The following is a 21,891-nucleotide window of genomic DNA, read 5'->3' as shown; positions in this document are numbered from 1 at the left end:
ACTCACCGCCCCCCCAAGGTCGCCAGGACCGGTTCCACGAGTCCGACGAGCACCTGCGGCCACACTCCGAGCGCCACGATCCCCACGCACAGAAGTGCCGCCGAGACGGCGATGCCGCCGCCGAGATCCTCGACCGCAGCGGTTCCGCTCGGGCCGAACGCCACGCGGCGCAAGGTCCACGTGCCGTAGGCGGCCGACAGCACCACGCCGAGTGCGGCGAACGCCGCCCACCAGCCCGCTCGGCCGAACGTCTCAAGCACGGCGAGCGCTTCGCCCGGGAAGCCGGAGAGAGCCGGCAGGCCCGCGCTCGCCAGGAACGCGAGTGTCAGAGCAGCGCCCATCCGCGGAGCACGCGTGGCGACGCCGCCGAACGAGTCCACATCCCGTGTCCCAGCCGCCTCACCGAGTGTGCCTACCAGCAGGAACAGCAGCGCCGAGACGAGACCGTGGCTCACCATCCCGAGCACCGCCGCGGCGCGCGCCAGCGGCGTCCCGACGCCGATGGCCAGGGTCACGAAGCCCATGTGCGCCACCGACGAGTATGCGACGAGACGCTTGAGGTCACTTTGTGCGAGCGCCATGAGCGACCCGTAGACGATGCCCGCGATCCCGAGCCCCATCAACACCGGCCCGGCTTGGGCGGCGGCGTGAGGCGCGATGGGGACCGCCAGCCTCAGCAACCCGTATCCGCCCATCTTCAACAGGACGCCCGCAAGTAGCACGGACCCCGCGGTCGGCGCCTCCGTGTGCGCATCCGGAAGCCAGGTGTGGAACGGGACGACGGGTATCTTCACCAGCATCCCGATCGCGAGCAGCCAGAACACCACGGGCTCCAGCGCCGGACGCAGACCCACAGCGAGAGCGAGATCGATGCGCACCTGACGGGTCGCGTATACGGCGAACAAGATCCCCAGGAGCATGAACGCGCTTCCCGCGAACGTGTACACGAAGAACTTCGCGGCCGCGTGCTTCCGGTTCTCGTGGCCCCAGACCCCGATGAGGAAGTACATGGGGACGAGGACCGCCTCCCAGAATACGTAGAAGAGCACCAGGTCACCGGCGAGGAAGACGCCGGTCACCATCGCAACGAGCAGGAGCAGGAGACCCAGATGCGCCCCGGGCGACTCCTCGACGTTCCACGACGCGCAGACGGCGACGACGCCGAGCACTGCGGTGAGGCACACGAAAGGCAGCGATAGGCCGTCCGCGACCAGGAACCAGAACGAACCCGGGATCCCCTTCCCGGTGAGGCCGGTCGTCACGTACGCGAACGTCACGCCCGCCGAGAGCAGGACCTGGCCCAACGCCGCGACCAGCGCCACGCGCCGCGCCGTGTCGTGCGAGGCGCGACCGAACACCCAAGTCACGACGGCCCCGAGCACAGGCCAGGCTATGAGCGTGGACAGGAGCGTCTGCGGGCTCATCGGCTCACCCACGTTCCGAGCGCGAGCATGACGATGACGCCCGCTGCCATGAGTGCCGCGTACCACTGTGCGTCGCCGCTCTGGAGCGCGGACACCAAGCCGCCGGCCCGGCGTGCCCCCTTGGCTGTCCCTTCGACCGCACCGTCTATCACGCGGCGGTCGACGGAGTCATGCAGCGCTCTAGCCACCGCCGGCACCGTCACGCGGGCGAAGCCGCTCAGGACCGTGTCGACCCCGTACGCCTCGCCCGCCCACCGCCAGATGGGTCCCAGGCGCGAGGAGACACGACCGTCGGCCTCGGGACCACTGCGATACGTCCTCCACGCCGCGAACGCCGCGAGAGCGGCGACGAGCGTCACGCCGACCATGAGCGCGATGGCCGCCGGTTCCGCCTCTCCCCCGAGGGCTTCCGCCAGCGGCCGGCGCACGGCTCCGAGACCCGCGGCCAGACACGCCAGCACCACGAGCGGGACCGTCGTCGCGAGGCCGCCCTCATGTGCGGCCGATCCGGAGCGTCGTTCGCCTCCGAAAGCCAGCACGGTGGCACGCGTCACATACCACGCCGTGAGCATCGAGACGAGGATGAGCGCGGAGCCCCACACCGGGGAGACGCGCCATACGGCGTCGAGAACGCCGTCCTTCGACCAGAAGCCGGACAGAGGCGGCAGGCCGGCGAGCGCGGCCGCTCCCACGCACCACGTCGCCGCCGTCACGGGCATTCGCCGCCACAGCCCACCGAGTTCGGAGAGCTCCTGGGACCCCGTCGCGTGGATGACGCTCCCCGCCCCCAGGAAGAGAAGGGCCTTGAACGCGGCATGCGTGACAAGGTGGAAGAACGCGGCTCGCCACGCGCCGGCGCCGAGTCCGGCGAACATTATCCCCAGTTGGCTGATCGTCGAGTACGCAAGGACGCGCTTCAGGTCGGTCTGGGTGATCGCGACGCTCGCCGCCCCCAGCGCGGTCACCACGCCGATAGCGAGCATGACCTCGCGCGCTACCGGGGCCGCGGCGAACACGGGCCACACCCTCGCGACGAGGAAGACGCCGGCGGCCACCATCGTCGCAGCGTGGATGAGGGCACTGACCGGAGTCGGGCCCTCCATCGCCTCCGGGAGCCAGATATGCAGAGGGAACTGAGCGGACTTGCCGGCCGCTCCCGCGAAGAGCAGAAGCGCGACCGCCGTGACCGTCGCCGTCGGCATGGCGGGCACCGCGTGCAGGACGGTCGCGAACGAAAGCGACCCGGTCTCCCGCCAGAGCAGGGCGAGACCGACGAGCATCGCGGCGTCGCCGACCCTGGTCACGAGGAACGCCTTCATCGCGGCCGAGGCCGCGGAAGGGCGTTCGAACCAGAAGCCGATCAGCAGATACGAGCACGCCCCTACGAGCTCCCAGCCGATGAAGAGTCCCAGGAGGCCGTCCGCGATGACGAGCCCCGCCATCGAGGCCGTGAAGACGCACAGTAGGGCGAAGTAGCGCGTCCAACCCCGGTCGCCCGCCATGTACGCCGTGGAGAAGACGACGACCGCGAGACCGACCGTCCCGACCACGACGAGCATGATCGCCGACAGCGCGTCCACGGAGTAGCCCACCTCGAGGACTCGCCCGCCCGCGGCGAGCCACGCAACGGACCCCGAGGCCCCCGGAGACGCCAACGCGGAGACGCCGCACGCAAGCGCCGACAGGGGCGCCAGTACGGCGGCCCAGGCCGCGCCGCGGAAGTTTCGCCCGAAGACGGCGATGAACACGCCCGCGAACAGAGGGACGACGATCACCAGCCACGGTGCCGAAGCGAGAGCGCTCATCCGCGCACCTCCGTCAGGTCCTCGACGCGGGACCTCCCGCTCGACCTTGCGACGGCCACGACGACCGCGAGCCCGACCGCGGCCTCCGCGGCGGCGAGGGCGACGAGCACCACGCCGAGGGCCTGGCCCTGGGCGGCATCCGGCCGCCCGGCGGCGAACGCCATCGCCTGCACGGTCGCCGCCCCCAGCATCACCTCTGCGCACGCGAGCACGGCCACGACCTCGCGCCGTGTCAACACCCCGTAGAGTCCGATCGAGAAGAGCGCTGCGCAGAGCACGATCACGCTCATCTGCGTGCTCCTCTCGCCATGACAGCGACCACCGCGGCGAGCGCCACGAGGAGAAGCAGGCCGACGGCCTCGAACTGCCACACGAACGGGCCGAGGAGCGCGGTGGCGACGCGATCGGCGCCGGAGCCGACGGGCGCGCCCACCGGCACGTCGCGCAAGCCGTTCGCGAGCAGCAGGAACGTGCCCACCGCAGCGACCGCGGCGGTGAGGTCGTGACGCGACCCGGTGCCCGGTCTCCCGGAAGGGTCGCGACGAACCACGTCGAGCGCGAAGAGCACGAGGACGAGAACGCCTCCCACGTACACGAAGACCTGCGCCGCGGCGAGGAAGGACATTCCCTCCCACAGGTATAGACCGGCCACTCCCAGGAGGAACGCCCCGAGTCCGAGCGCCATCCGCATCACATCGCGAGCGAAGACGGTCGCGACGGCGCCGATGAGCGCGAGCGCTGCGGGGACTGCGAACGCGACGAGGCTCACGGGCTCGCCTCCTTGCGTTCTTCGGAAGGTCCGGCATCGCGGCCGGTGGCCCTCGTACCGGACGGGTCGCGCAACATCTCACGCCGATCCAGGACCATCAGGTCGCGATGGAAGAACGTCAACTCGTACTGCCCGGTATGCGTGAGCGCATCCGTGGGACACTGCTCGGCGCAAAGACCGCAGAAGCAGCACTTCGTCAGGTCGAGATCGTAGCGCGTCAGCACTCTCTGTCCGGGATCGTCGACTCGCTCGACCTGGATGGCGTAGTCGGGACACGTCCTCGCACAGAACCCGCACCCCACGCAGACCTCCGACTGGCATCGCAGGCAGCGAGCGGCCTCCCTGTAAGCCTCGAGTCGCGTGAATCCTAGCTCGACCGGCCTGAAGTCCGTCCGCCGCTCCTCGGGCCGCGCAAGCGGCATCTCCAGACGCCGTCGCGCGGGCTCGACGCCTTCCAGCGAAGCCCGTTCGTACTTCGGATCGATCGGCACCGGTCTCGCGACCCGCCCCTGAGCCAGGTCTTGCCCCGCCAGATAGCGATGGACCGACTCGGCTGCCTCGTGACCGGTCGCGATCGACCCTATCGCGCTGCCCGGGCCGGTCACGACCTCGCCGCACGCGAAGACGTTCTCGACCGATGTCGTGAACAGAGTCCCGTCGACCTCGAGTTGTCCGCGTCCGTTGAGCATCAGCTCGGTCCCGGCGATCATCGTCTGAACCTCGGCGGCCTGCCCGATCGAGAAGACCACCACGTCGCATGGGATGTCCGTTCGTTCCTCTCCGAATGCTGGAGCGAACCGGCCCATCTCGTCGAACACGGAGACGCACTCCCGCAGACGCATCCCCACGACCTTACCGTGTTCTTCGAGCACGGCCTCCGGCCCGAGGGAGCACATCCCGATGACGCCTTCGTCGAGGGCCTCCTCGATCTCCCAAGGGTGGCAGGGCATCTCGCTCTCGGACTCGAGACACGACAGGCGCACCTCGGCCGCGCCCACGCGCAAGGCACAGCGCGCGACATCGACCGCGACGTTGCCGCCGCCGACGACCACGACGCGCTTGCCCTTGACTCCCGCGTCGCCCTTCCAGTTCGCGGCCCGAAGGAACGGCAGCGCGCCGACGACGCCCTTGGCCTCGGCCCCTGGAAGAGGCAGTATCCTGCTCGTCTGGAGACCGACAGCCACCAAGACCGCGGCGTGCTCGCGCATGAGAGCGTTCATCTGGACGTCCCTGCCCACCTCGACACCGAGCCGCAGGTCCATCCCCATCCCCACCAGGTCCTCGATCTCGTCGAAGAGGACCTCCCGCGGAAGGCGGTAGGAGGGCACGCCGGAATAGAGAGCTCCGCCCGGCTTCTCCTCTTTCTCGTAGACGACGACACCGTATCCCAGACGCATCAGGTCGAACGCTGCGGCAAGACCCGACGGGCCCGATCCCACGATCCCGACCGTCTGCTCCCGCGTGCGCGGCAGCGGTACGATGCGCTCGTCGCGTACCTTCGCGAACTCCTCGGACACGAAGCGGTGAAGCGGCCGGATGGCGAGCGGCTCGTCGTAGTACCCACGGCGACAAGCGCTCTCGCAGGGATGGTGACATATCCGCCCGAGGACTCCCGGCAGGATGTTCCGCTCCCGAACGAGCTCGTAGGCGTCGACCGCGCGATCGTCGGCGACGTGGAATCCCTGACCGCGCGCGTCGACGTTGGCGGGGCAGGTACCGACGCACGGAGGAAGCCGGTCCGCTCGATGGAGACCCTCGATCATGGCGTTGTACGCCGGCGGCGTCTCGCTCAGCAACGGGATCTCGTCGCGACCCAGCGTGCCTCGCAGCCGCAAGGCTCCCCTCCACCTGGCGGAGAGCTTCACGCGCTCGAGGGGATAGCGCACTGTGACCGGCGGCCGAGACGCGTGGCGCGCGGTGATGCCGAGGCCCGTGAAGATCGACGAAGCGGCCTCGAACCAGCCGCGCAGCCCAGGCGAGTACGCATCGCTGACGACGCGCACGTACTTGCCGTTCCCGTTGTGGTTCACAGCCACGCGACCACCAGCCCCACTACGACCAGCTGCACGATCGCAACGGGAGTCAGCACGGTCCAGGCGAAGGACATCAGCTGGTCGGAACGCATGCGAGGCAGGGTCCACTTCGCCCACATCATCGCGGTGACGATGACGACGGCCTTCACGAGCATCAGGAGGACTCCGGCTATCCCGGGGAGGCCACGGTATCCGCCAAGGAAGACAGCGGCGCCGAACAGGGAAGCCGCGAGCATGCCGCCGTACTCGGTCATCATGAAGATGGCCCAGCGGATGCCCGTGTAGTCCGCGAAGTACCCCGCCACAAGCTCCGACTCCGCCTCCGGGATGTCGAAAGGACCGCGGTTGAGTTCGGCGACTGACGAGATGAGGTACACCACGAAGCCGACGATGGTGAGCGGGAGCCACCACCACGTCCAGCGGGCGACGACGACCGTCGGGCGCAACGACCCCGCCAGGACGGCGAGCGACGCCACTGACAGCGCCCTGGGCACCTCGTAGCTGATCATCTGAGCGGCGGCGCGCAGCGCGCCGATCGTGGCGTACGTGTTGCGCGACGCCCATCCGCCGAAGAGCATCCCGAAGACGGACAGCGCGGGCACCGCAAGGAAGAACACGAGGCCGACGCTGCTGTCGAGCGGCGCCCACCCGGTGGCCAGCGGGATCACTGCGAGCGACATCGCGACGGGCGCGAACGCGAGCAGCGGGGCCATCCGGAAGAGCATCACGTCTGCCGCTGCCGGGGTGACGTCCTCCTTCAGCACCAGCTTCAAGGTGTCCGCGAGCGTCTGCAGGAGCCCCGCGGGGCCGGCCTCCTGAGGTCCGAACCGCATCTGGATACGCGCGGACACCTTGCGCTCCCACCAGACGCCGAAGAGAGCCGCGAGCGCTATCGCGATCCCCGCCGCGAGCCCCATGATCGCGCCTCGCGCCAGCCCGCTCATCGGTCCACCTCGCCGAAGACGGGATCGAGGCTGCCGAGCACGACGACGAGATCGGACAGCGTATGACCGACCGCGAGCTTCGGCAGGAGCGCGAGGTTGCAGAACGCCGGCGAGCGGACCTTCATCCGATAGGGTCGCGGAGAACCGTCCGAGACGAGGTAGACCCCAAGGCTGCCGCGCGCCGATTCGATGTGGTCGTAGGCGTCTCCGGGCCGCGGACGAAGGAGTCGCGGAAGCCCCTCGGCGCGCACGGGCCCGGGCTCGAGCTGCCGCAACGCCTGGGTGACGATCCGGCACGATTCCGCGCACTCGAAGAGCCGCACGCGCGCCCTGTCGTAGGCGTCGCCGTTCTCCCCCACCGGTATGTCGAAATCGAACCGCGGGTAGACGGAGTACGGATCGTGCTTGCGCAGGTCCCACACGACTCCGGAACCGCGCGCGACCGGACCAGACGCTCCCCACGCTATCGCATCCTCCGCCGATAGGACTCCCACACCCTTGAGGCGCCCTCGCGCGATGGCGTTCCCGAAGAAGAGCCGGTCCAACTCCGCGAAGGCCGCGGGCATGCGTTCGCAGAGAGCGGCGCAGCGCTCGGCCCATCCCTCGGGCAGGTCGAACGAGACGCCGCCGGGCCTCACGTAGTTGTACGTCAGACGAGCTCCGCACAACTCCTCGAAGAGCTCGACGATCCGCTCGCGCTGATCGAACGTGTACAAGAACATGGTGAACGCGCCCGTGTCCGCCCCGGACGAGCCGATCGACATCATGTGGCTCGCGATGCGCTGCAGCTCGCACACGATCACGCGGAGATACTCGGCCCGCTCCGGGACGCGGATGCCGGCGAGCCGCTCGACCGCGCGGCAGTACGCCCAGTTCGCGTACATCGAGCCGACGTAGTCGAGACGGTCCGTGAGGGGGACGACCTGCAGGTACGTCCGGTTCTCGGCGATCTTCTCGATACCACGGTGCAGATACCCGATCACCGGCTCCGCGTGCGTCACCACCTCGCCGTCGAGGCGCACGATCACGCGGCATACACCGTGCGTGGAGGGATGGGACGGCCCGACGTTGACCACCAGTTCGTCGCCGTTCGTCGATTCGATCGCGATGGTCAAGAGTGAGCCTCCCTTCCCTGCTAGATGTGGTCCGGACGCCGCAAGACGTGCTCGTCCTCGTAGTCCTTGCGCAACGGGTGCCCGACCCAGTCGTCCGGAAGAAGGATCCGCCGAAGGTCGGGATGACCCTCGAAGTAGATCCCGAAGAGGTCGTAGACCTCGCGCTCGTGCCAGTCCGCGGCAGGCCACAGGTCGACCACGGAACCGATGCTCGCCGAGGAACGCGGGATGCGCGTCTTCACGATGAGACCCACGTGCATCGCACGCGACCGTACGCGATAGAGGATCTCGAACTCCTCGCCATAGTCGACGGCGGTCACCATGCCGATGAAGTCGAAGCCGAGCGCCTTGAGATCGGCGGCGGCGGCATGAAGGCCGTCCGAGGGGACGGTGAGAACGCCGTCTCCGAACTCGATCGAGAACAGAGGACACAGGTCCGGGTGTCGGGCGCACAGGTGCTCGCGAAGCTGCTCGATGTTCACGAGGCCTCGCCGCCTTCGCCCGGGCGGCCGGGCAGCGTGAGACGACTCGGTCTCGTCCTCCCCGGCGCGATGGACCCCTCACCGACCCGTTCGCGCAGCTTCAGTATCGCGTCCTGCAGAGACTCGGGCCTCGGCGGGCATCCGGCCACGTAGACGTCGACGGGGATTATCTCGTCGACACCGCGCACGACGGAGTACGAGTCGTGATAGAAGATTCCTCCGGAGACGGCGCAGTTGCCCATCGCGACCACCCATTTCGGGTCGGGCATCTGCTCGTACAGGCGCCGCACCGCGGGTGCCATCTTCAGAGTGATCGTCCCAGCGACCACCATCACGTCGGTGTGCCGGGGATCCGGCCGCGGGAAAGTGCCGAGACGGTCGAAGTCGAACTTGCTGAACGACGCCGAGATGAGCTCCATCGCGCAGCAGGCCGTCCCCATCGGCATCGCCCACAGGGATTGCCCTCGCGCCCAGTCGGCCACGGCGTCGACACTCGTGAGGATGACGCCGCCCCCGGGGACGCGCTCGAGAAGGCGCCCTACATCGTCTACGAGCGCCACGCGAGACACCCCTTCCGCCACGCGTACCAAAGGCCGAACGCGAGAGCGGCGACGAAGACGCCGGCCTGCAGGACGGCGACCGGCGAACCGCGAAGCCCGGACGCGATCCCGAACAGCAGGGCGGACTCGGCATCGAAGATGACGAGGAGGACGGCGAGCGTGGTGTACCTCAGGTGGACCGGAGCCCACGGACGACCCGCCGGCGGCATGCCGCACTCGTAGGGCTCCCGCTTCAGTTCCGTGGGCAGCCGTGGCGACAGGAGTGCATTGGCGCCCAGAACGAGCAGCACGAAGAGGACGGCAGCCCCCGAAAGACCTACCAGGTAGAGCACTCCATCAGAGCCTACCGGCATCGCCACCCCGTCCAGAGAGACGCATCGCGACCGCTCGTAACTCCGAGTTACGAAGATGGGCCATCACTGGCCCGCCAGTACAGATGCATCTGTTCCCCTGTGCCCCGGTCCCGGAACACGCGACTCCGGTCCCGAGGCGATTCTAACGGTAAGCCATAACGTTTGTAAATATTGTTACAAGCACCTTCCTACCGCTGCTCCGAAGTCTCTCCACCATGCATCACCTCGGCGGCGGCAAGCCATTCTCGCTCGGCCGCCTCAAGGCGACCCTTCACGGTCTCGTACTCCTCCGTCACCGCGAAGAACGTCGTCCGATCGTCGTACGTCGTGGGATCGGCAAGGATCGCGATCAGCTCGTCGTGCCGGGCTTGGATCTCTCCCAGCACTCGCTCCGCGGTCTCGAAACGAGCCGTCGACTCCTTCGAATCCCGGAACGCCTTGTTGCGCGACTCCGCTTCGACACGGCGCTGCTCTTTGCTCTTGCGCCCCGGGCTACTCGGTACCGACTCGGGAAGACCCGGCGCCGCGACGGTGGCGCGGGCGTCCGAAGTCGAGACCCGCTCGCGCTTGAACAGGTAGTACTCCCAGTCCCCCTCGAAGACCGTGATGCGCCCGTCGACGACCTCGACGATCTTCGTCGCCACGGCCTGGATCAGGTGGCGGTCGTGCGTGATCAGGACCAGCGTCCCCTCATAGCGTCGCAGCGCCTGCTCCAGGACGTCGCTCGAAGCGATGTCGAGATGGTTCGTCGGCTCGTCGAGACAGAGCAGCGGGGCGGGCGCGACGAGCATCTTCGCGAGCGCGAGGCGTGCCCGCTCCCCTCCCGACAGCACACCGACCTTCTTGTCGACGTCGGTCCCCGTGAACAGGAAGGCGCCGAGCAGACGCCGCGCCTCCTCCTGGGTCCACGCAGGTGCGACAGCGCGAATCTCCTCGAGCACGGCGCGCGACGTGTCGAGGGCCTCTAGCTGATGTTGGGCGAAGTACGCCACCGAGACGTGATGTCCGTACACGACTTCCCCCGCGTCGGGAACGATCGCGCCCGCGATCAGCTTGAGCAAGGTCGACTTGCCCGCGCCGTTCGGCCCGACAAGCGCGACGCGGTCGCCTCGGTACAGACGCAGGTCGACACCGTCGTAGACACGCAAGTCGCCGTAGGACTTGGAGACGCCATCGAGGGAGATGACGACTTCACCGGTCCGCGGCGGCTGAGGGAAGGCGAACCGCACCGTCTTGCGCCCCTCGGGGAGTTCGATCCGCTCCACTTTCCCCAGTGCTTTCACGCGACTCTGCACCTGCCGCGCCTTGCTCTCCTTGTATCGGAAGCGATCGATGAAGCGCTGCGCGTGCGTGATCTCGCGCGCCTGTCGCGCGGCGGCGGCACGCAGGCGCTCGAGCGCGTCCTCGCGCTGCCGTTCGTACGCTGCGTAGTCTCCCGTGTAGAGCGTCAGACACGCTCGGTCCACCTCGGCGACATGGTCGACGAGGCCGTCCATGAACGCGCGATCGTGGCTCACGAGCAGGACTGCGCCCTCGTAGGAGCGCAGGAACGACTCGAGCCAGATCACGGACTCGACGTCGAGGTGGTTCGTCGGCTCGTCGAGGAGAAGCACGTCGGGCTGCTCGAAGAGGAGCTTCGCGAGCGCGATCCGCATGAGTTGGCCCCCCGAGAACTCCCCGCAGTCCCGCTCGAGATCGCGGTCTCGGAAGCCCAGCCCGCCGAGGACCGCTCGAGCATCGCCTTCGAGAGAGTAGCCGCCGAGCTGCTCGAAGCGCTCCCGCACGCGGCCGTACTCCGCCAACAGCCTCTCGAGGTCGGGGCCCGGCGGGGTCGATCCCATCTCCGCCTCGAGCAATCCAAGGCGATGCTCCGAGGTTGTGACCTCGCGCGCCACCGACAGCACCTCGGAAAGGACGCTGCGCCCGCCCAACTCGATGGCCTCCTGGCGCAGGTAGCCGACGACGACACCCTTCGCCCGCGCAACGGAACCCTCGTCGGGCGTCTGCTCACCCGCGAGGATCTCGAGGAGCGTCGTCTTGCCGGCGCCGTTCGGCCCCACGAGCGCGATCCTGGCACGGCCACCGATACGAAGCGAGACGTCTCGGAAGAGCACGCGTGCTCCGAAGGACTTCCCTACGCCGTCGAGCGAGAGCAGCATGGCGGCTTCGTGACCGCTAGCGCCGGTACTGCTGGTCGAAGTCGGAGACGGAATCGCCCGCGAACTCGACGAACTCGTCGTCGACGATGACATTCACGACGGCCGGTTCGTTGCCCCGCATCATCGCCCGTGTGATCTTGATGGACGTCGCGAAGCGCTTCCCACTCCTGCCACGAGGATAGATGTAGAGCTTCACGACCTTGCCGACCGGAACGCCGGCGATGATGCCTCCGTCACGCTTGGCTCCAGGGCCAGGTCTCCAGGTGCCCGCGCCGTCGGCATCCACGCCGATCACCACGTCGCGCAGCCCCAGCCTGCGAGTATCGTCGTACCACTTGATCTCGATCCGATAGGTGCTCGCGGCGGTCGTCCCGCCGGAGTCTCCCGCGGCAGCGGAGCCGCCGCCGTCGACATCGCGTCCGCCGGCGCCCGCAGCCGTGGTCGCGTCCGTTGTGGTCGCCTTGCCGGACGTGCTGCTCATCTCGAAGCCGAAGAGGCTGATCCCCGAACCCGCCGTCCGTGCGCGGGACGCCGCAATGACGAAAGCCAACGCGACGAGCGCCGCAGCGATCCCGACGACCCACCAGCGCCTGCCGTGTTTCCCGTTCGAAGTCATTCGCTCTCCGTTCCTAGGCTCCCCGATATCCTATCACGGGCCTGGGAGACTACCTCACCGTCACGTAGTCGTAGCCGCTGGACCACGCGGAAGCGTGCCCGCTATCCGCGGGAGCGCACGCCTGCAATCTCCAAGTCCCGGCGGTGGGCAACTTCAACGAGATCGAGTACTTCGTGTAGGTCGAGTAGTCGGACGCTCTCGCGCTCACATACCCGTAGCTCGTCCAGCCGCCCGATGGCGTCCTCTTCCACTTGTAGATGCGCACCGGGTACGAGCCCGCCGCATGTCTCGGCTTCAGCCAGCCCCAGACCGTGGAGTTGGCGGTACGCGACATCGTCACGGGCGCGACGGGAACGCCTACATACGTGCATGGCAGCGCGTAGACCGAAGCTGTCGAGAGCGCTGCGGCGTACCCGTTCGAACCGGGGAACCGCACGCGGTAGTAGGTCCGGCTCGCGGGCCTCACCGACAAGGAGAACAGACCGTCGGCACCGGTCGTCGCCTCGTTGGAGGTGTCTCGGAAGGACGCGCCCGGCGCGGCTGACTGAAGGATCACGCGCTGGCCCAGAAGACCGCCGCCCCCGCTGCGAAGCGTTCCTTCGACCACGAACGTGGATCCGAAGCCGAGCGAAGCGGAAGAGACACTCGACACATCGATCGTGCACGGATCGAGTCGCGCGACGGTGATCGTGACCGTCACGGGCGTCGAATAGGCGGCGCCGTCGAAGACTCGGTAGGTGAAGGAGTCGACGCCGCGGAAGTCCGGCGCCGGGACATAGGTGTAGGAGCCGTCGGCGGCCAGCGCGAGAGTACCGTGCGTCACTCCCGCGACCGCGACGGAACTCAGCGCGTCCCCATCGACATCGGTGTCGTTGCCGAGCACGCCGGGAGCCGCAACGGAGAGTGTGGTGTCCTCTGCGGCCGTGACTTCATCGGCCACCGCGACGGGCGCGTCGTTGACCGCCCTCACGGCGATCGTGACCCTCGCTGGAGCCGAGTAGGCGGCGCCGTCGAAAGCACGGTAGGTGAAGGAGTCGGTGCCGCGGAAATCCGGGGACGGCCGATAGGTGTACGAACCGTCGGCGACCAGCTGAAGGGTACCGTGGGTCGTCCCCGTGACCACGGAGGCGCGAAGCGCGTCCCCGTCGACATCGGTGTCGTTGCCGAGTATGCCGGGAGCCGCCACGGAGAGCATGCCGTCCTCGGCGATGGTAGCGGTATCGGCCGACGAGACGGGCGCGTCGTTGACCGGCGTCACGGCGATCGCGACGTTCACGGGTACCGAGTAGGCGACACCGTCGTAGGCGCGATACGTGAAGGAGTCCGTGCCGTTGAAGTCCGCGGCAGGCCTATACGTGTACGAGCCGTCGGCCCTCAGCGCGAGCGTACCGTGGGCCACTCCGGTGACCAGGCCGGCGCGAAGCGCGTCCCCATCGACATCGGTGTCGTTGCCGAGCACGCCGGGAGCCGCCACGGAAAGCGTGGTGTCCTCGGCGACGGTGGCGACGTCCGCCAAGGCGACCGGGACCGGGTAGATCGCGCGGATACCCGCGATGTCGCCCCACCCGAGGGTCCGATGACTCGTGTCGCCAGTCGAACCGCGACCGTACATGACCTCTTGCAAGTTCTCGGCGTCGTACATGTCCATCAGGCGAAGGGTGTGCCCCAATTCGTGCGTGCTGACCACCTGGACGTCGTAGGACGACCTGCTGCCGTCCGTGGCGAAGGTGTAGGCGCCGGTGTTGAACGTGATGTCGGACTCGATGAAGTGATGCGTCGAGGTGTAGTACCACGATCTGCACTGCCCGACGGCGCTCGAGGAGCCGAATGAGCCCGAGCCGATGACGAAGATCCCATCTCTGGCACCGGGTGCCGCGCTCGTCGGCCCCATGTAGGTGTAGTCCATGTAGGAGCCGGAGTCGTCCTCCCACGTCTGAGCCGCCGCGGTGATCGCGGAGGCCGCACCGACGGGCAGGCCATCCGGATTCACGTAGAACCGGAACGGCAGGTCTTCGTCCGCCCAGTGGATACCGTCCAGGACGTATCCGGCTGCGACACGGTCCGCCTTCGCGATGGGCGCCATGACCGCAGCAAGTTCGCCATCCTTCTCCGTCACCCCGACGATGACCGGATCGCCGACGCGCAGGTCCGTGTACTGCTCGGACCACATCCCGATCTCGCCGACCTCTCCACCCTCCATGGTGAAGCCGGTCAGCTCGGTCCCGCCGACCGCCCGGCTCTCGACCACCCGCACGTCGGTGACGATGACACCCGTCTCCCCCACGACACGCGGCTCGAGAGACACCACGACTCCGCACACCACGTCGGGCGCAGCGTCTGGAGCTGACAGAGCGAACGCCGGAGCCGCATCGAGCGCCAGGAAGGACGCGGCGCTGACGAGACACACCATTACGAGCACACGGACTCTCGCGAACAAGGCGTTCCTCCGTTGAGAGCGTACGCACCACAAGGCCATGGATGCATTACGTGGCCTTCTTAGTGAATCGGCACAACCGCGAACAGCCTCAAGCGACCTCTATGCGCCGTCTAGTCGGCTACTCGCCTCCAGCTCGCTTGCCGAACGCCCTGGCGATGACGCCGGCCACCCCCGACTTCGGCGGCGGCGGCGCGGGTCGCCCAGCGGTAGTGTCGTCGGCGACGCCGGTCGCTACGTAGCGGATCTTGGCGAGATCGAGGCGATCGTCGTCCAGGACCGACGGATCTATCACATAGGCGATACCGACCGGAAGTCTGTATACGCCGGGGTAGATGCTGGTGTTCTCCCACTGCGCGGCGATCACGAGGTGCGATATCTCGAACGAGCCGTCCGAGTCGCTGTCCCAGTGAAAGGGCTGCTTGAGCTCTCCCAGCCAGTAGTCGGTCCGGTCGGGACCGGGGAGTTCATGCAGCAGCGTGACCGTCAGCGGCACCTGGTCGGAACGGTCTCCGGGCCCGAAGGCCACGCCGCGGATCGTCAGCTCCATCTATGTCTCCCGACGGTGATCATGCGGCGTCTTCTACACGACACGATACGCCTTGCAGTTCCCACCGTCAGGCAACGGCCGTCTGCTGTTCGGACTCCACAACTGCCAGAATTCGGGAATACACTGACGACACGACGCGTGGGACCGGGACCGGTCGGTGAGTGGAGCAGAGATGAATGTGATCGAGACCGCGAAGCTGACGAAGTACTACGGCAAGACGAGAGGCATCGTCGACGTCGACATGACCGTGATGGAGGGCGAGATCCTCGGCTTCATCGGCCCGAACGGCGCCGGGAAGTCCACGACGATCAGGACCCTTCTCGGCCTCATCCACCCCACGAGCGGCTCGGCGACCATCTTCGGGAAAGACGTCACCAAGTACGGCCCGGAGATCCGGCAGGAGGTCGGCTACCTGCCCTCCGAGGTCTTCTACTACGACGACATGCGGGTGATCGATCTCCTGAGGTACTCGGCGAGCTTCTACCGCAAGGACGGCAAGGCCATCCTGAAGCGGATAAAGGACCTCGCCGAGATGTTCGACCTCGACCTGAAGAAGAAGATCGACGACCTGTCCTACGGCAACAAGAAGAAGGTCGGCATCATCCAGGGGCTCGCGCACGAGCCGAGGCTCATCATCCTCGACGAGCCGACCGGCGGACTGGACCCTCTCATCCAACAGGAGTTCTTCAACCTGCTGAAGGAGGAGAACAAGCGGGGCGCCGCGGTGCTCTTCTCCTCGCACATCCTGAGCGAGGTGCAGAGACTCTGCGACCGGGTGGCGATCATCAAGGACGGCTCGATCATCAGGGTCGAGGAGATCCGGACGCTCCTGGAGAACCAGACCAAACGCTTCACGCTCGAAACGTCCGGTGCACCCGACATGTCGCGATTCGCCATCGAAGGCGTCGGCGATCTGACGACGGTCGGGAACTCCGTGAGCTTCCTCTATCGCGGCCGCATCAACGACATCACGAGGGTCCTCGCCGAGCAGGACCTTGTCGACCTTCTGGTCGAGGAACCGGACCTGGAAGAGATCTTCATGCACTACTACCAGAAAGAGGAAGTACGGTGAACGTCTTCCTCCACGAACTGAGGTCTTACCGGAAGTCCACGATCATCTGGGCGTCGTCTATGTGCGCCCTCATCGTCGTCTTCATGGCCCTGTATCCCGCCTTCACCAAGGACGTAGCGGCCACCAAGAATCTCCTCAGCCAGTTGCCTCCAGCCCTGAGGACCGCGTTCAACATCTCACTGGGGAACTTCTTCACTATCTACGGCTTCTACGGGTATCTTCTGAGCTTCGCCATCCTAGCGGGAGCGATCCAGGCCATGAACGTCGGTACGGGCGTCATCTCGAAGGAGATATCAGGCAAGACCGCCGACTTCCTGCTGTCCAAGCCGGTGACCCGCACTCGAGTGGTCTCCGCCAAGCTGGCCGCGGCGCTCACGGTGATCGTCATCACCGACGCGGTCTTCGCGGCGGTCTCGTATCTCACTGCGCTGACCGTGGCCAAGGAACCGTTCGCCGCGAAGACCTTCTTCCTGATGACGTCCACGCTTCTTCTCGTCCAGGTGATGTTCCTGGCGCTGGGGGCGCTGTTCTCGGTGGCCATCCCGAAGATCAAGTCGGTGGTCTCGGTGTCCCTGCCGACCGTCTTCACCTTCTACATCGTCGGTATGCTCGGCGACGTGTTGAAGAACGACAAGGTCCGCTACGTCTCCCCGTTCAAGTTCTACGAGGCCGACTACATCATCGATCACGTCGGCCTCGAAGGCAGATACCTAGTCATCGAGGTGGTGTTCGTCATAGCGGCGATCGCCCTGTGCTATGCGATCTACGTCAAGAAGAACGTCCGCGCCGCGGTATAGGTGGCAGACATGAACATGTTTCTGCGAGAACTGAAGGCCCACCGCACCGGCTTGATCTGGTGGTGCCTCGGCATGGCGGCCCTGGTCGCCTCGGGTATGGGCAAGTACGCCGCCTACTCGGGAGCAGGGCAATCCGCTACGGACATGCTCTCGGCGCTCCCCAAGGCGATCCAGACGGTCTTCGGGATGTCCGGGTTCGATCTCACGACGGCGAGCGGCTTCTACGGCGTGCTGTTCATGTACATCGCGCTGATGGGCGCCGTGCACGCGGCCCTACTGGGTTCGAACGTCATCTCGGAAGAGGAGCGGGACAAGACCTCCGAGTTCCTCTACTCCAAGCCCGTCCCCCGCGGGACGGTCCTGACCGCGAAGCTCCTGGCCGGGCTGTTCAACGTCGTCGTCTTCAACCTCGCGACTCTGGCCTCGTCGTTCTACTTCGTCGGCTACTTCAGCAAGGACGGGCAGTCGTCCAGCAGGGACATCCTCGTCCTGATGGCCGGCCTGTTCTTCCTGCAGCTGATCTTCTTCTCGATCGGCGCGATGATGGCCGGAGTCGCCAGGAGACCGAAGTCCGCGCCCTCGAGGGCGACTTCGATCATGTTCCTGACCTTCATGCTGGCGTATCTCGTGAACCTCAACGAGAAGCTGGACTTCCTGAAGTACCTCTCGCCGTTCAAGTACTTCGACGCCGCCACGCTGATGGCGGACGGACGGCTCGACCCGCTCTACGTCGCGCTGTCGGTGGCCATCGTCGTCCTCGCAATCGCCGGGACGTACCGCTTCCACTCCGAGCGAGACCTGGGCGCGTAGAGGCTAGACTAGCCGTATTGCGTCCAGATCTGCCACATACCGAAGACGACCAGAGTCAAGACGGCGATGAACATGCAGAACAGACCGAAGTGGTCCCACCAGACATTACCGGAGTCACATCGAGGACACATGTCATCCACCGTGTCGTCGTAGACCTCGCCACAATCCGGGCAGCGCGCCATCATCACAGATATGCCGCTAGCCGGTCTTCACACGACGCCGTGCTGATTCAGGAACGGTCCGAACGCTCTGTCGCTGCCCTGGATGTGCTCGACAAGCCACTCACTCAAGAAGTCCATCACATCCATCGACAGGAAGAGTCGTCCATCATCGAAGCCCTGCTTGAAATCTCCGACTTGCGCGACGAAGCGGCGATGCTGTTCCTTGTGGTCCTCAGCCTGGGGATAGCCGAACTGATCGAAGTAGGCTTCCTCGGTGCCGAAATGGATCACCGTGTACCGGATCAATCCACCCATCAACTCGCCCATGATCTCTTTGCTGCGGCCATCGGCCATGGCGTCGTGCAGCGTATTTATCATCTGGACGAGCTGCTGGTGCTGCTCGTCCACGTTCGCCACGTTCACGCGCAGACTCTCGTTCCACTCCAACAATGCCATCCTCTGCTCCCTCTGCTTGTCAGACTGCGTATTCCCACGTGAGCTTCCGCCCTACTACGCCGAGGGGGCCGTGGTACCCTCGCCTCCGATGCCGCGCTTGAGGACATCGCGCATCAGTATGATCCCTGCCATGCCGATCTCCACGAGGGCGAGCGCGTAGGCGACCATCAACCCGACCACCAGTGCCATCACCGACTCTGTCACCGCGGCCGCATCCGCAGCCATTCCGGTGGCCACCGCGATCGCGATAGCTGCCACCCACGCGCTCACGGCTACCGCGAGACCCCAGCCGATGAGGCCTTGCCTCGAGTGCGCACGAGACGCGGCCCAGACGAGCAGCCAGCCACCGACGAGTGCAGACGGGAAGAGCGCGGCCGGCACGTACCAGTAGACCTGCGACGAGCCTCCGCCAATCCTGAGTGCGGTAGCCAGAAGGGGCGCCAAGATAGGCAACCACACGAGCACCGCTCCGATCACGGCGAGGTTCTTGGTGAGTGTCCTCGTCTTCTCCATCGCGAGTACTCCTTTCGGCACGCCTAGATCCTACTCCTGGCCCGTCCGCGCATCTTCGGAGGGGCCAACTGGTTCGCCCGACAGAACGGCACGACGTGCGCGAACGATTCGAACGACCGATCCGACCGCCGCCGCGACAAGGAGCGCGAATCCTGCTAACAGGGGCATCAGGAACACGCGCTGCATCGGTGGCAGGAGGACCGGCAGGCACTGCGCTCCGACGTAGGACGCCATACCCCCGATGCCCTGCTCGGGTATTGGGGGAGCAGGCGGAGGTCGGTTCGACGCAAGCCGCGCCAGCGTCAAGACGGCCGACCCCGGCAGGCTCGCCACCATCAGGACGATGCCCGCGCTCACCAGTCTCCCGGAGCCGCGGCTGAAGAGCACGAGCGGCACCGCGAGCAGCATGGCGACGAACCCCAGAACCACGGCGGTCACGACCAGCGCGTTGTGGTTCGACGCGCTCACGATGCCGAGCGGCCCGGCCTGGTCCGCCAGCTTCTTGCTGTTCTTGGGATTCGTGGCGAGCCGTCCGAAGGCCTCGGGCCCGCCGCGGTACAGCGGCAACGCCATCTTGCCGAAGAACGCGATCCGCATCTCACGGGGAGGAAGTGCGAGGTCCTTCGCGGTCACCGTCACGTCGATCCCCGCGATCGGTCGAATCCCCTCAGGGCTCTTCGCGAGCATCGCTTCGAACTTCGCGATCTCCGTGGCGTCGTCCAGGCCCTTCGGGCTGAAGGCCGCTGCCATCGCGATCGACAGCGCCGGGACGACGACCTTCTCGGAGGTGGCGGCGGCGAGGGATGCCGCTACGAGACACAAGGAAAGCACAGCCGACAACAGGAGTCCGGCGGTCCACTTCGCACCGACATGCCGATACGGGCGCGGCCGCGATGCACGATCCGGCTTCATTGCGCACACGGTCCCGGGTCGTCTCCCGCTTTCTGCGTGACGCGACATGCTTCGGGGATTTCCGCTGGCAGGCGTTCGTGAGCATTCATCGTGATACCTCCTGCCAACGGATGAGGGCGGCGCGCAGCTCCCGGTCGGCTACTGCACCGCCAGCCATTCCGTCTTCGCGCCACCATCGCGCCTTGGTGGACACCTTCAGCTCGTGCGTACCCTCCGCCGCCTCCACCACGTCCAACAAAGCAAGGATGCGCTCGGGTGAGCAGGCGGCAGCGAACGCCAGCACGGAATCATCCTCCAGCGGCCACGTCTTCTTCGCCGTTTCCGCAAGCTCCCGGAGGTTCACAGCGTCCCCTTCCCGTGACAGGCGAGCCACGTCGACGTGGCTCGTGATCGCCTAGTCACACAGGTCCCGCCTTCTACGTTCCACGATACGCTCCGGGAGTTCCCGCCGGTAGACATTCAGACTGGGAGGCGTCTCGCAAGCTCGAGGCACACGGCGCAGTCGCAACGGAACGAGACCCGCCACCTTCGTCTTCCACGGTGGCGGGTCTCGTGTGTGTCTGGTGGGCGATTGTGGAGGCGCTTGTTACAGCTCAGGGGTACTAGGACTGGCAATAGTTCCCGAAGCGTTCACGACTGTGCGTTCGCCCTGCGGCTCAGGAGCTTCTCGCAGAGAGAGCTTCAGTACGGCTATCGTCGGCCAGCGTTGTTCTTTGACCGACTCCTCGGTCGATTCTTTGACTATCTCCTCGAACAAATGCGCCTTTGCCAATGGTCCGGAGTTCTTTCTCGTTGCTGGAGTTGCTCCAAGGAGATACTCGAACAATGCGGTGTAGGACTCATCGAAGAGGTTGTAGGAATCAGGGTAGGTGAAATAGTCCCATGTCTGTTGTGCTTCGTCCTTCTCATCTTTCGACACAACACGGACGATGCGCGAAGCGACAAAACGGTGGTAGTGGATTGCCTCTGTTAGCTGGTAGCCGAACACGCCGAGAACATGTCGAGCCCTGCGCTTCTTCAGCCAATCAATGAAGGCCGTCATACACCCCAACCGGGGCTCGCAGAGCCTAGAGTGCTCGGGCGAACTAAACCACGTGTTCTCTCTCATGTCCTTGAACCAGTGCCAACCACTCCCGAGCCAATAGGTGATGCGCATGGCGAGCGCAAGGAAGTTGTCCATGTCAGCACGGTATACGCCACGGTCAACGCCACGGTAAACGCCCAGGGTATGACCTAGACCGAGCATTTCGTCCCAAGTCAACTCCCACGTACGTCCTCTCCCGTACTCGCGAAGGATTCCCTGCGCCTCCCGGGCCGGGAGAACCGCTCTGGATTCGCGACCTTTGCAGGCAGGGTAGACTTCGTGATCCTCGCGGCGTTCGTGGTCTTCGCAGCCTTCGCAATTCGGGCAGTCTTTCCAGTTTTCGCGGTTCGGCCAATACTGGAAACGCTGTCCGGACTTAGACTTAGTATCGACGGCAATCACAAAAAGCCGCGCGTTGTTCGAAGCGTTCAATAGGCGAGCATGGTACGCGTTCCTCTCGAACTCCCGAGCGAAGCAGTGCAGCTGCTTCATCCGATACCCACGGTAGGCAACCCCGGCAGATACGACTGCAGCGACGAAGAGACCCGTATCCCAGTTCAGCCAAGGACTCGTAATCGTTAAGGTGGTCACCACTCAGGCAACTCCAATGCTTCCGTCAGACACGGACCGGCCGGTACCTCCCGGTAGCCACTCTTGCCATTGCGCGCATCGACAGTGTTGGCGCAGCTCGCTACTTCTCTTCAAACGATACACCCGCAACCCCAGGCCTGCGTTCCGCAGCTAATTGCCCTTCTGGGCCACGTCCGAGGATAAAAGTGCAGGTCAGGGGTTTGCGACCAGTCGGAAATCGCGAAATGTCATAGATACACGTTTCGTGAATT

Annotated in this window: 22 protein-coding genes; 3 read left to right on the top strand and 19 right to left on the bottom strand. The window is 66.0% G+C overall.

Annotated elements, in window-relative coordinates:
- Positions 1–2: 2 nt before the first annotated feature.
- The 14 genes from WC971_09630 to WC971_09565 form a co-directional block, all read right to left on the bottom strand.
- Entirely contained in the window at positions 3–1,436 is a 1,434-nt protein-coding gene (locus WC971_09630; GenBank protein MFA5845073.1) for an NADH-quinone oxidoreductase subunit M, read from the bottom strand.
- Entirely contained in the window at positions 1,421–3,229 is a 1,809-nt protein-coding gene (gene nuoL / locus WC971_09625) for an NADH-quinone oxidoreductase subunit L (GenBank protein MFA5845072.1), read from the bottom strand. Before nuoL ends, WC971_09630 begins: the two co-directional genes overlap by 16 nt.
- Positions 3,226–3,519 carry an NADH-quinone oxidoreductase subunit NuoK gene (gene nuoK / locus WC971_09620; protein MFA5845071.1) on the bottom strand — a complete coding sequence of 98 codons (294 nt, stop codon included), beginning with the start codon at positions 3,517–3,519 and terminating at the stop codon, positions 3,226–3,228. The genes nuoL and nuoK overlap by 4 nt, the downstream gene beginning before the upstream one ends.
- Positions 3,516–3,998: an NADH-quinone oxidoreductase subunit J gene (locus WC971_09615; protein MFA5845070.1), complete on the bottom strand. Its 483-nt coding sequence runs from the start codon at positions 3,996–3,998 to the stop codon at positions 3,516–3,518. Before WC971_09615 ends, nuoK begins: the two co-directional genes overlap by 4 nt.
- Entirely contained in the window at positions 3,995–6,034 is a 2,040-nt protein-coding gene (locus tag WC971_09610; protein MFA5845069.1) for an FAD-dependent oxidoreductase, read from the bottom strand. Before WC971_09610 ends, WC971_09615 begins: the two co-directional genes overlap by 4 nt.
- Entirely contained in the window at positions 6,025–6,975 is a 951-nt protein-coding gene (nuoH, locus tag WC971_09605) for an NADH-quinone oxidoreductase subunit NuoH (protein MFA5845068.1), read from the bottom strand. Before nuoH ends, WC971_09610 begins: the two co-directional genes overlap by 10 nt.
- On the bottom strand, positions 6,972–8,090 hold the full coding sequence (locus tag WC971_09600) for an NADH-quinone oxidoreductase subunit D (GenBank protein MFA5845067.1): 1,119 nt from the start codon (positions 8,088–8,090) through the stop codon (positions 6,972–6,974). Before WC971_09600 ends, nuoH begins: the two co-directional genes overlap by 4 nt.
- Positions 8,091–8,110: 20 nt before the next feature.
- The gene (locus WC971_09595; GenBank protein MFA5845066.1) at positions 8,111–8,572 is read right to left on the bottom strand and encodes an NADH-quinone oxidoreductase subunit C; all 462 of its coding nucleotides are present in this window, start codon (positions 8,570–8,572) and stop codon (positions 8,111–8,113) included.
- Complete coding sequence (locus tag WC971_09590) at positions 8,569–9,132, bottom strand: NADH-quinone oxidoreductase subunit B family protein (GenBank protein MFA5845065.1); 564 nt, start codon at positions 9,130–9,132, stop codon at positions 8,569–8,571. The genes WC971_09595 and WC971_09590 overlap by 4 nt, the downstream gene beginning before the upstream one ends.
- Positions 9,120–9,485, bottom strand: coding sequence for an NADH-quinone oxidoreductase subunit A (locus WC971_09585; protein MFA5845064.1), 366 nt, complete (start codon positions 9,483–9,485; stop codon positions 9,120–9,122). The genes WC971_09590 and WC971_09585 overlap by 13 nt, the downstream gene beginning before the upstream one ends.
- Before the next feature lie 188 nt (positions 9,486–9,673).
- Positions 9,674–11,644 (bottom strand): ABC-F family ATP-binding cassette domain-containing protein, encoded by a 1,971-nt coding sequence (locus WC971_09580; protein MFA5845063.1) that lies wholly within the window; start codon positions 11,642–11,644, stop codon positions 9,674–9,676.
- 16 nt (positions 11,645–11,660) lie between these two features.
- Positions 11,661–12,260, bottom strand: a complete 600-nt coding sequence (locus WC971_09575) for a hypothetical protein (protein ID MFA5845062.1) — start codon at positions 12,258–12,260, stop codon at positions 11,661–11,663.
- A 49-nt stretch (positions 12,261–12,309) separates the two neighbouring features.
- Positions 12,310–14,697, bottom strand: a complete 2,388-nt coding sequence (locus WC971_09570) for an Ig-like domain-containing protein (GenBank protein ID MFA5845061.1) — start codon at positions 14,695–14,697, stop codon at positions 12,310–12,312.
- Between the two features lie 118 nt (positions 14,698–14,815).
- Complete coding sequence (locus WC971_09565) at positions 14,816–15,244, bottom strand: hypothetical protein (protein ID MFA5845060.1); 429 nt, start codon at positions 15,242–15,244, stop codon at positions 14,816–14,818.
- A gap of 172 nt (positions 15,245–15,416) precedes the next feature.
- On the opposite strand from WC971_09565, the gene WC971_09560 reads away from it, so the two are divergent.
- The 3 genes from WC971_09560 to WC971_09550 are packed head-to-tail and all read left to right on the top strand — an operon-like array spanning position 15,417 to position 17,923.
- The gene (locus WC971_09560) at positions 15,417–16,316 is read left to right on the top strand and encodes an ABC transporter ATP-binding protein (protein ID MFA5845059.1); all 900 of its coding nucleotides are present in this window, start codon (positions 15,417–15,419) and stop codon (positions 16,314–16,316) included.
- Positions 16,313–17,113 (top strand): ABC transporter permease subunit, encoded by an 801-nt coding sequence (locus WC971_09555; GenBank protein ID MFA5845058.1) that lies wholly within the window; start codon positions 16,313–16,315, stop codon positions 17,111–17,113. The genes WC971_09560 and WC971_09555 overlap by 4 nt, the downstream gene beginning before the upstream one ends.
- A gap of 9 nt (positions 17,114–17,122) precedes the next feature.
- Positions 17,123–17,923, top strand: coding sequence for an ABC transporter permease subunit (locus WC971_09550; GenBank protein ID MFA5845057.1), 801 nt, complete (start codon positions 17,123–17,125; stop codon positions 17,921–17,923).
- Positions 17,924–18,132: 209 nt separating this feature from the next.
- Here the strand turns inward: WC971_09550 and WC971_09545 are convergent, their stop codons facing one another.
- From WC971_09545 to WC971_09525, 5 genes are all read right to left on the bottom strand, one after another.
- On the bottom strand, positions 18,133–18,540 hold the full coding sequence (locus tag WC971_09545) for a bacteriohemerythrin (protein MFA5845056.1): 408 nt from the start codon (positions 18,538–18,540) through the stop codon (positions 18,133–18,135).
- A 54-nt stretch (positions 18,541–18,594) separates the two neighbouring features.
- Entirely contained in the window at positions 18,595–19,074 is a 480-nt protein-coding gene (locus WC971_09540) for a hypothetical protein (protein MFA5845055.1), read from the bottom strand.
- Between the two features lie 9 nt (positions 19,075–19,083).
- On the bottom strand, positions 19,084–19,875 hold the full coding sequence (locus WC971_09535; protein MFA5845054.1) for a hypothetical protein: 792 nt from the start codon (positions 19,873–19,875) through the stop codon (positions 19,084–19,086).
- A 175-nt stretch (positions 19,876–20,050) separates the two neighbouring features.
- The gene (locus WC971_09530) at positions 20,051–20,308 is read right to left on the bottom strand and encodes a hypothetical protein (GenBank protein ID MFA5845053.1); all 258 of its coding nucleotides are present in this window, start codon (positions 20,306–20,308) and stop codon (positions 20,051–20,053) included.
- 243 nt (positions 20,309–20,551) lie between these two features.
- The gene (locus WC971_09525) at positions 20,552–21,481 is read right to left on the bottom strand and encodes a hypothetical protein (protein MFA5845052.1); all 930 of its coding nucleotides are present in this window, start codon (positions 21,479–21,481) and stop codon (positions 20,552–20,554) included.
- Positions 21,482–21,891: the final 410 nt, after the last annotated feature.

This window comes from Coriobacteriia bacterium, assembly GCA_041658765.1.
GTDB lineage: Bacteria > Actinomycetota > Coriobacteriia > Anaerosomatales > JBAZZO01 > JBAZZO01.
This window is presented reverse-complemented; position numbering and strand designations above follow the sequence as displayed.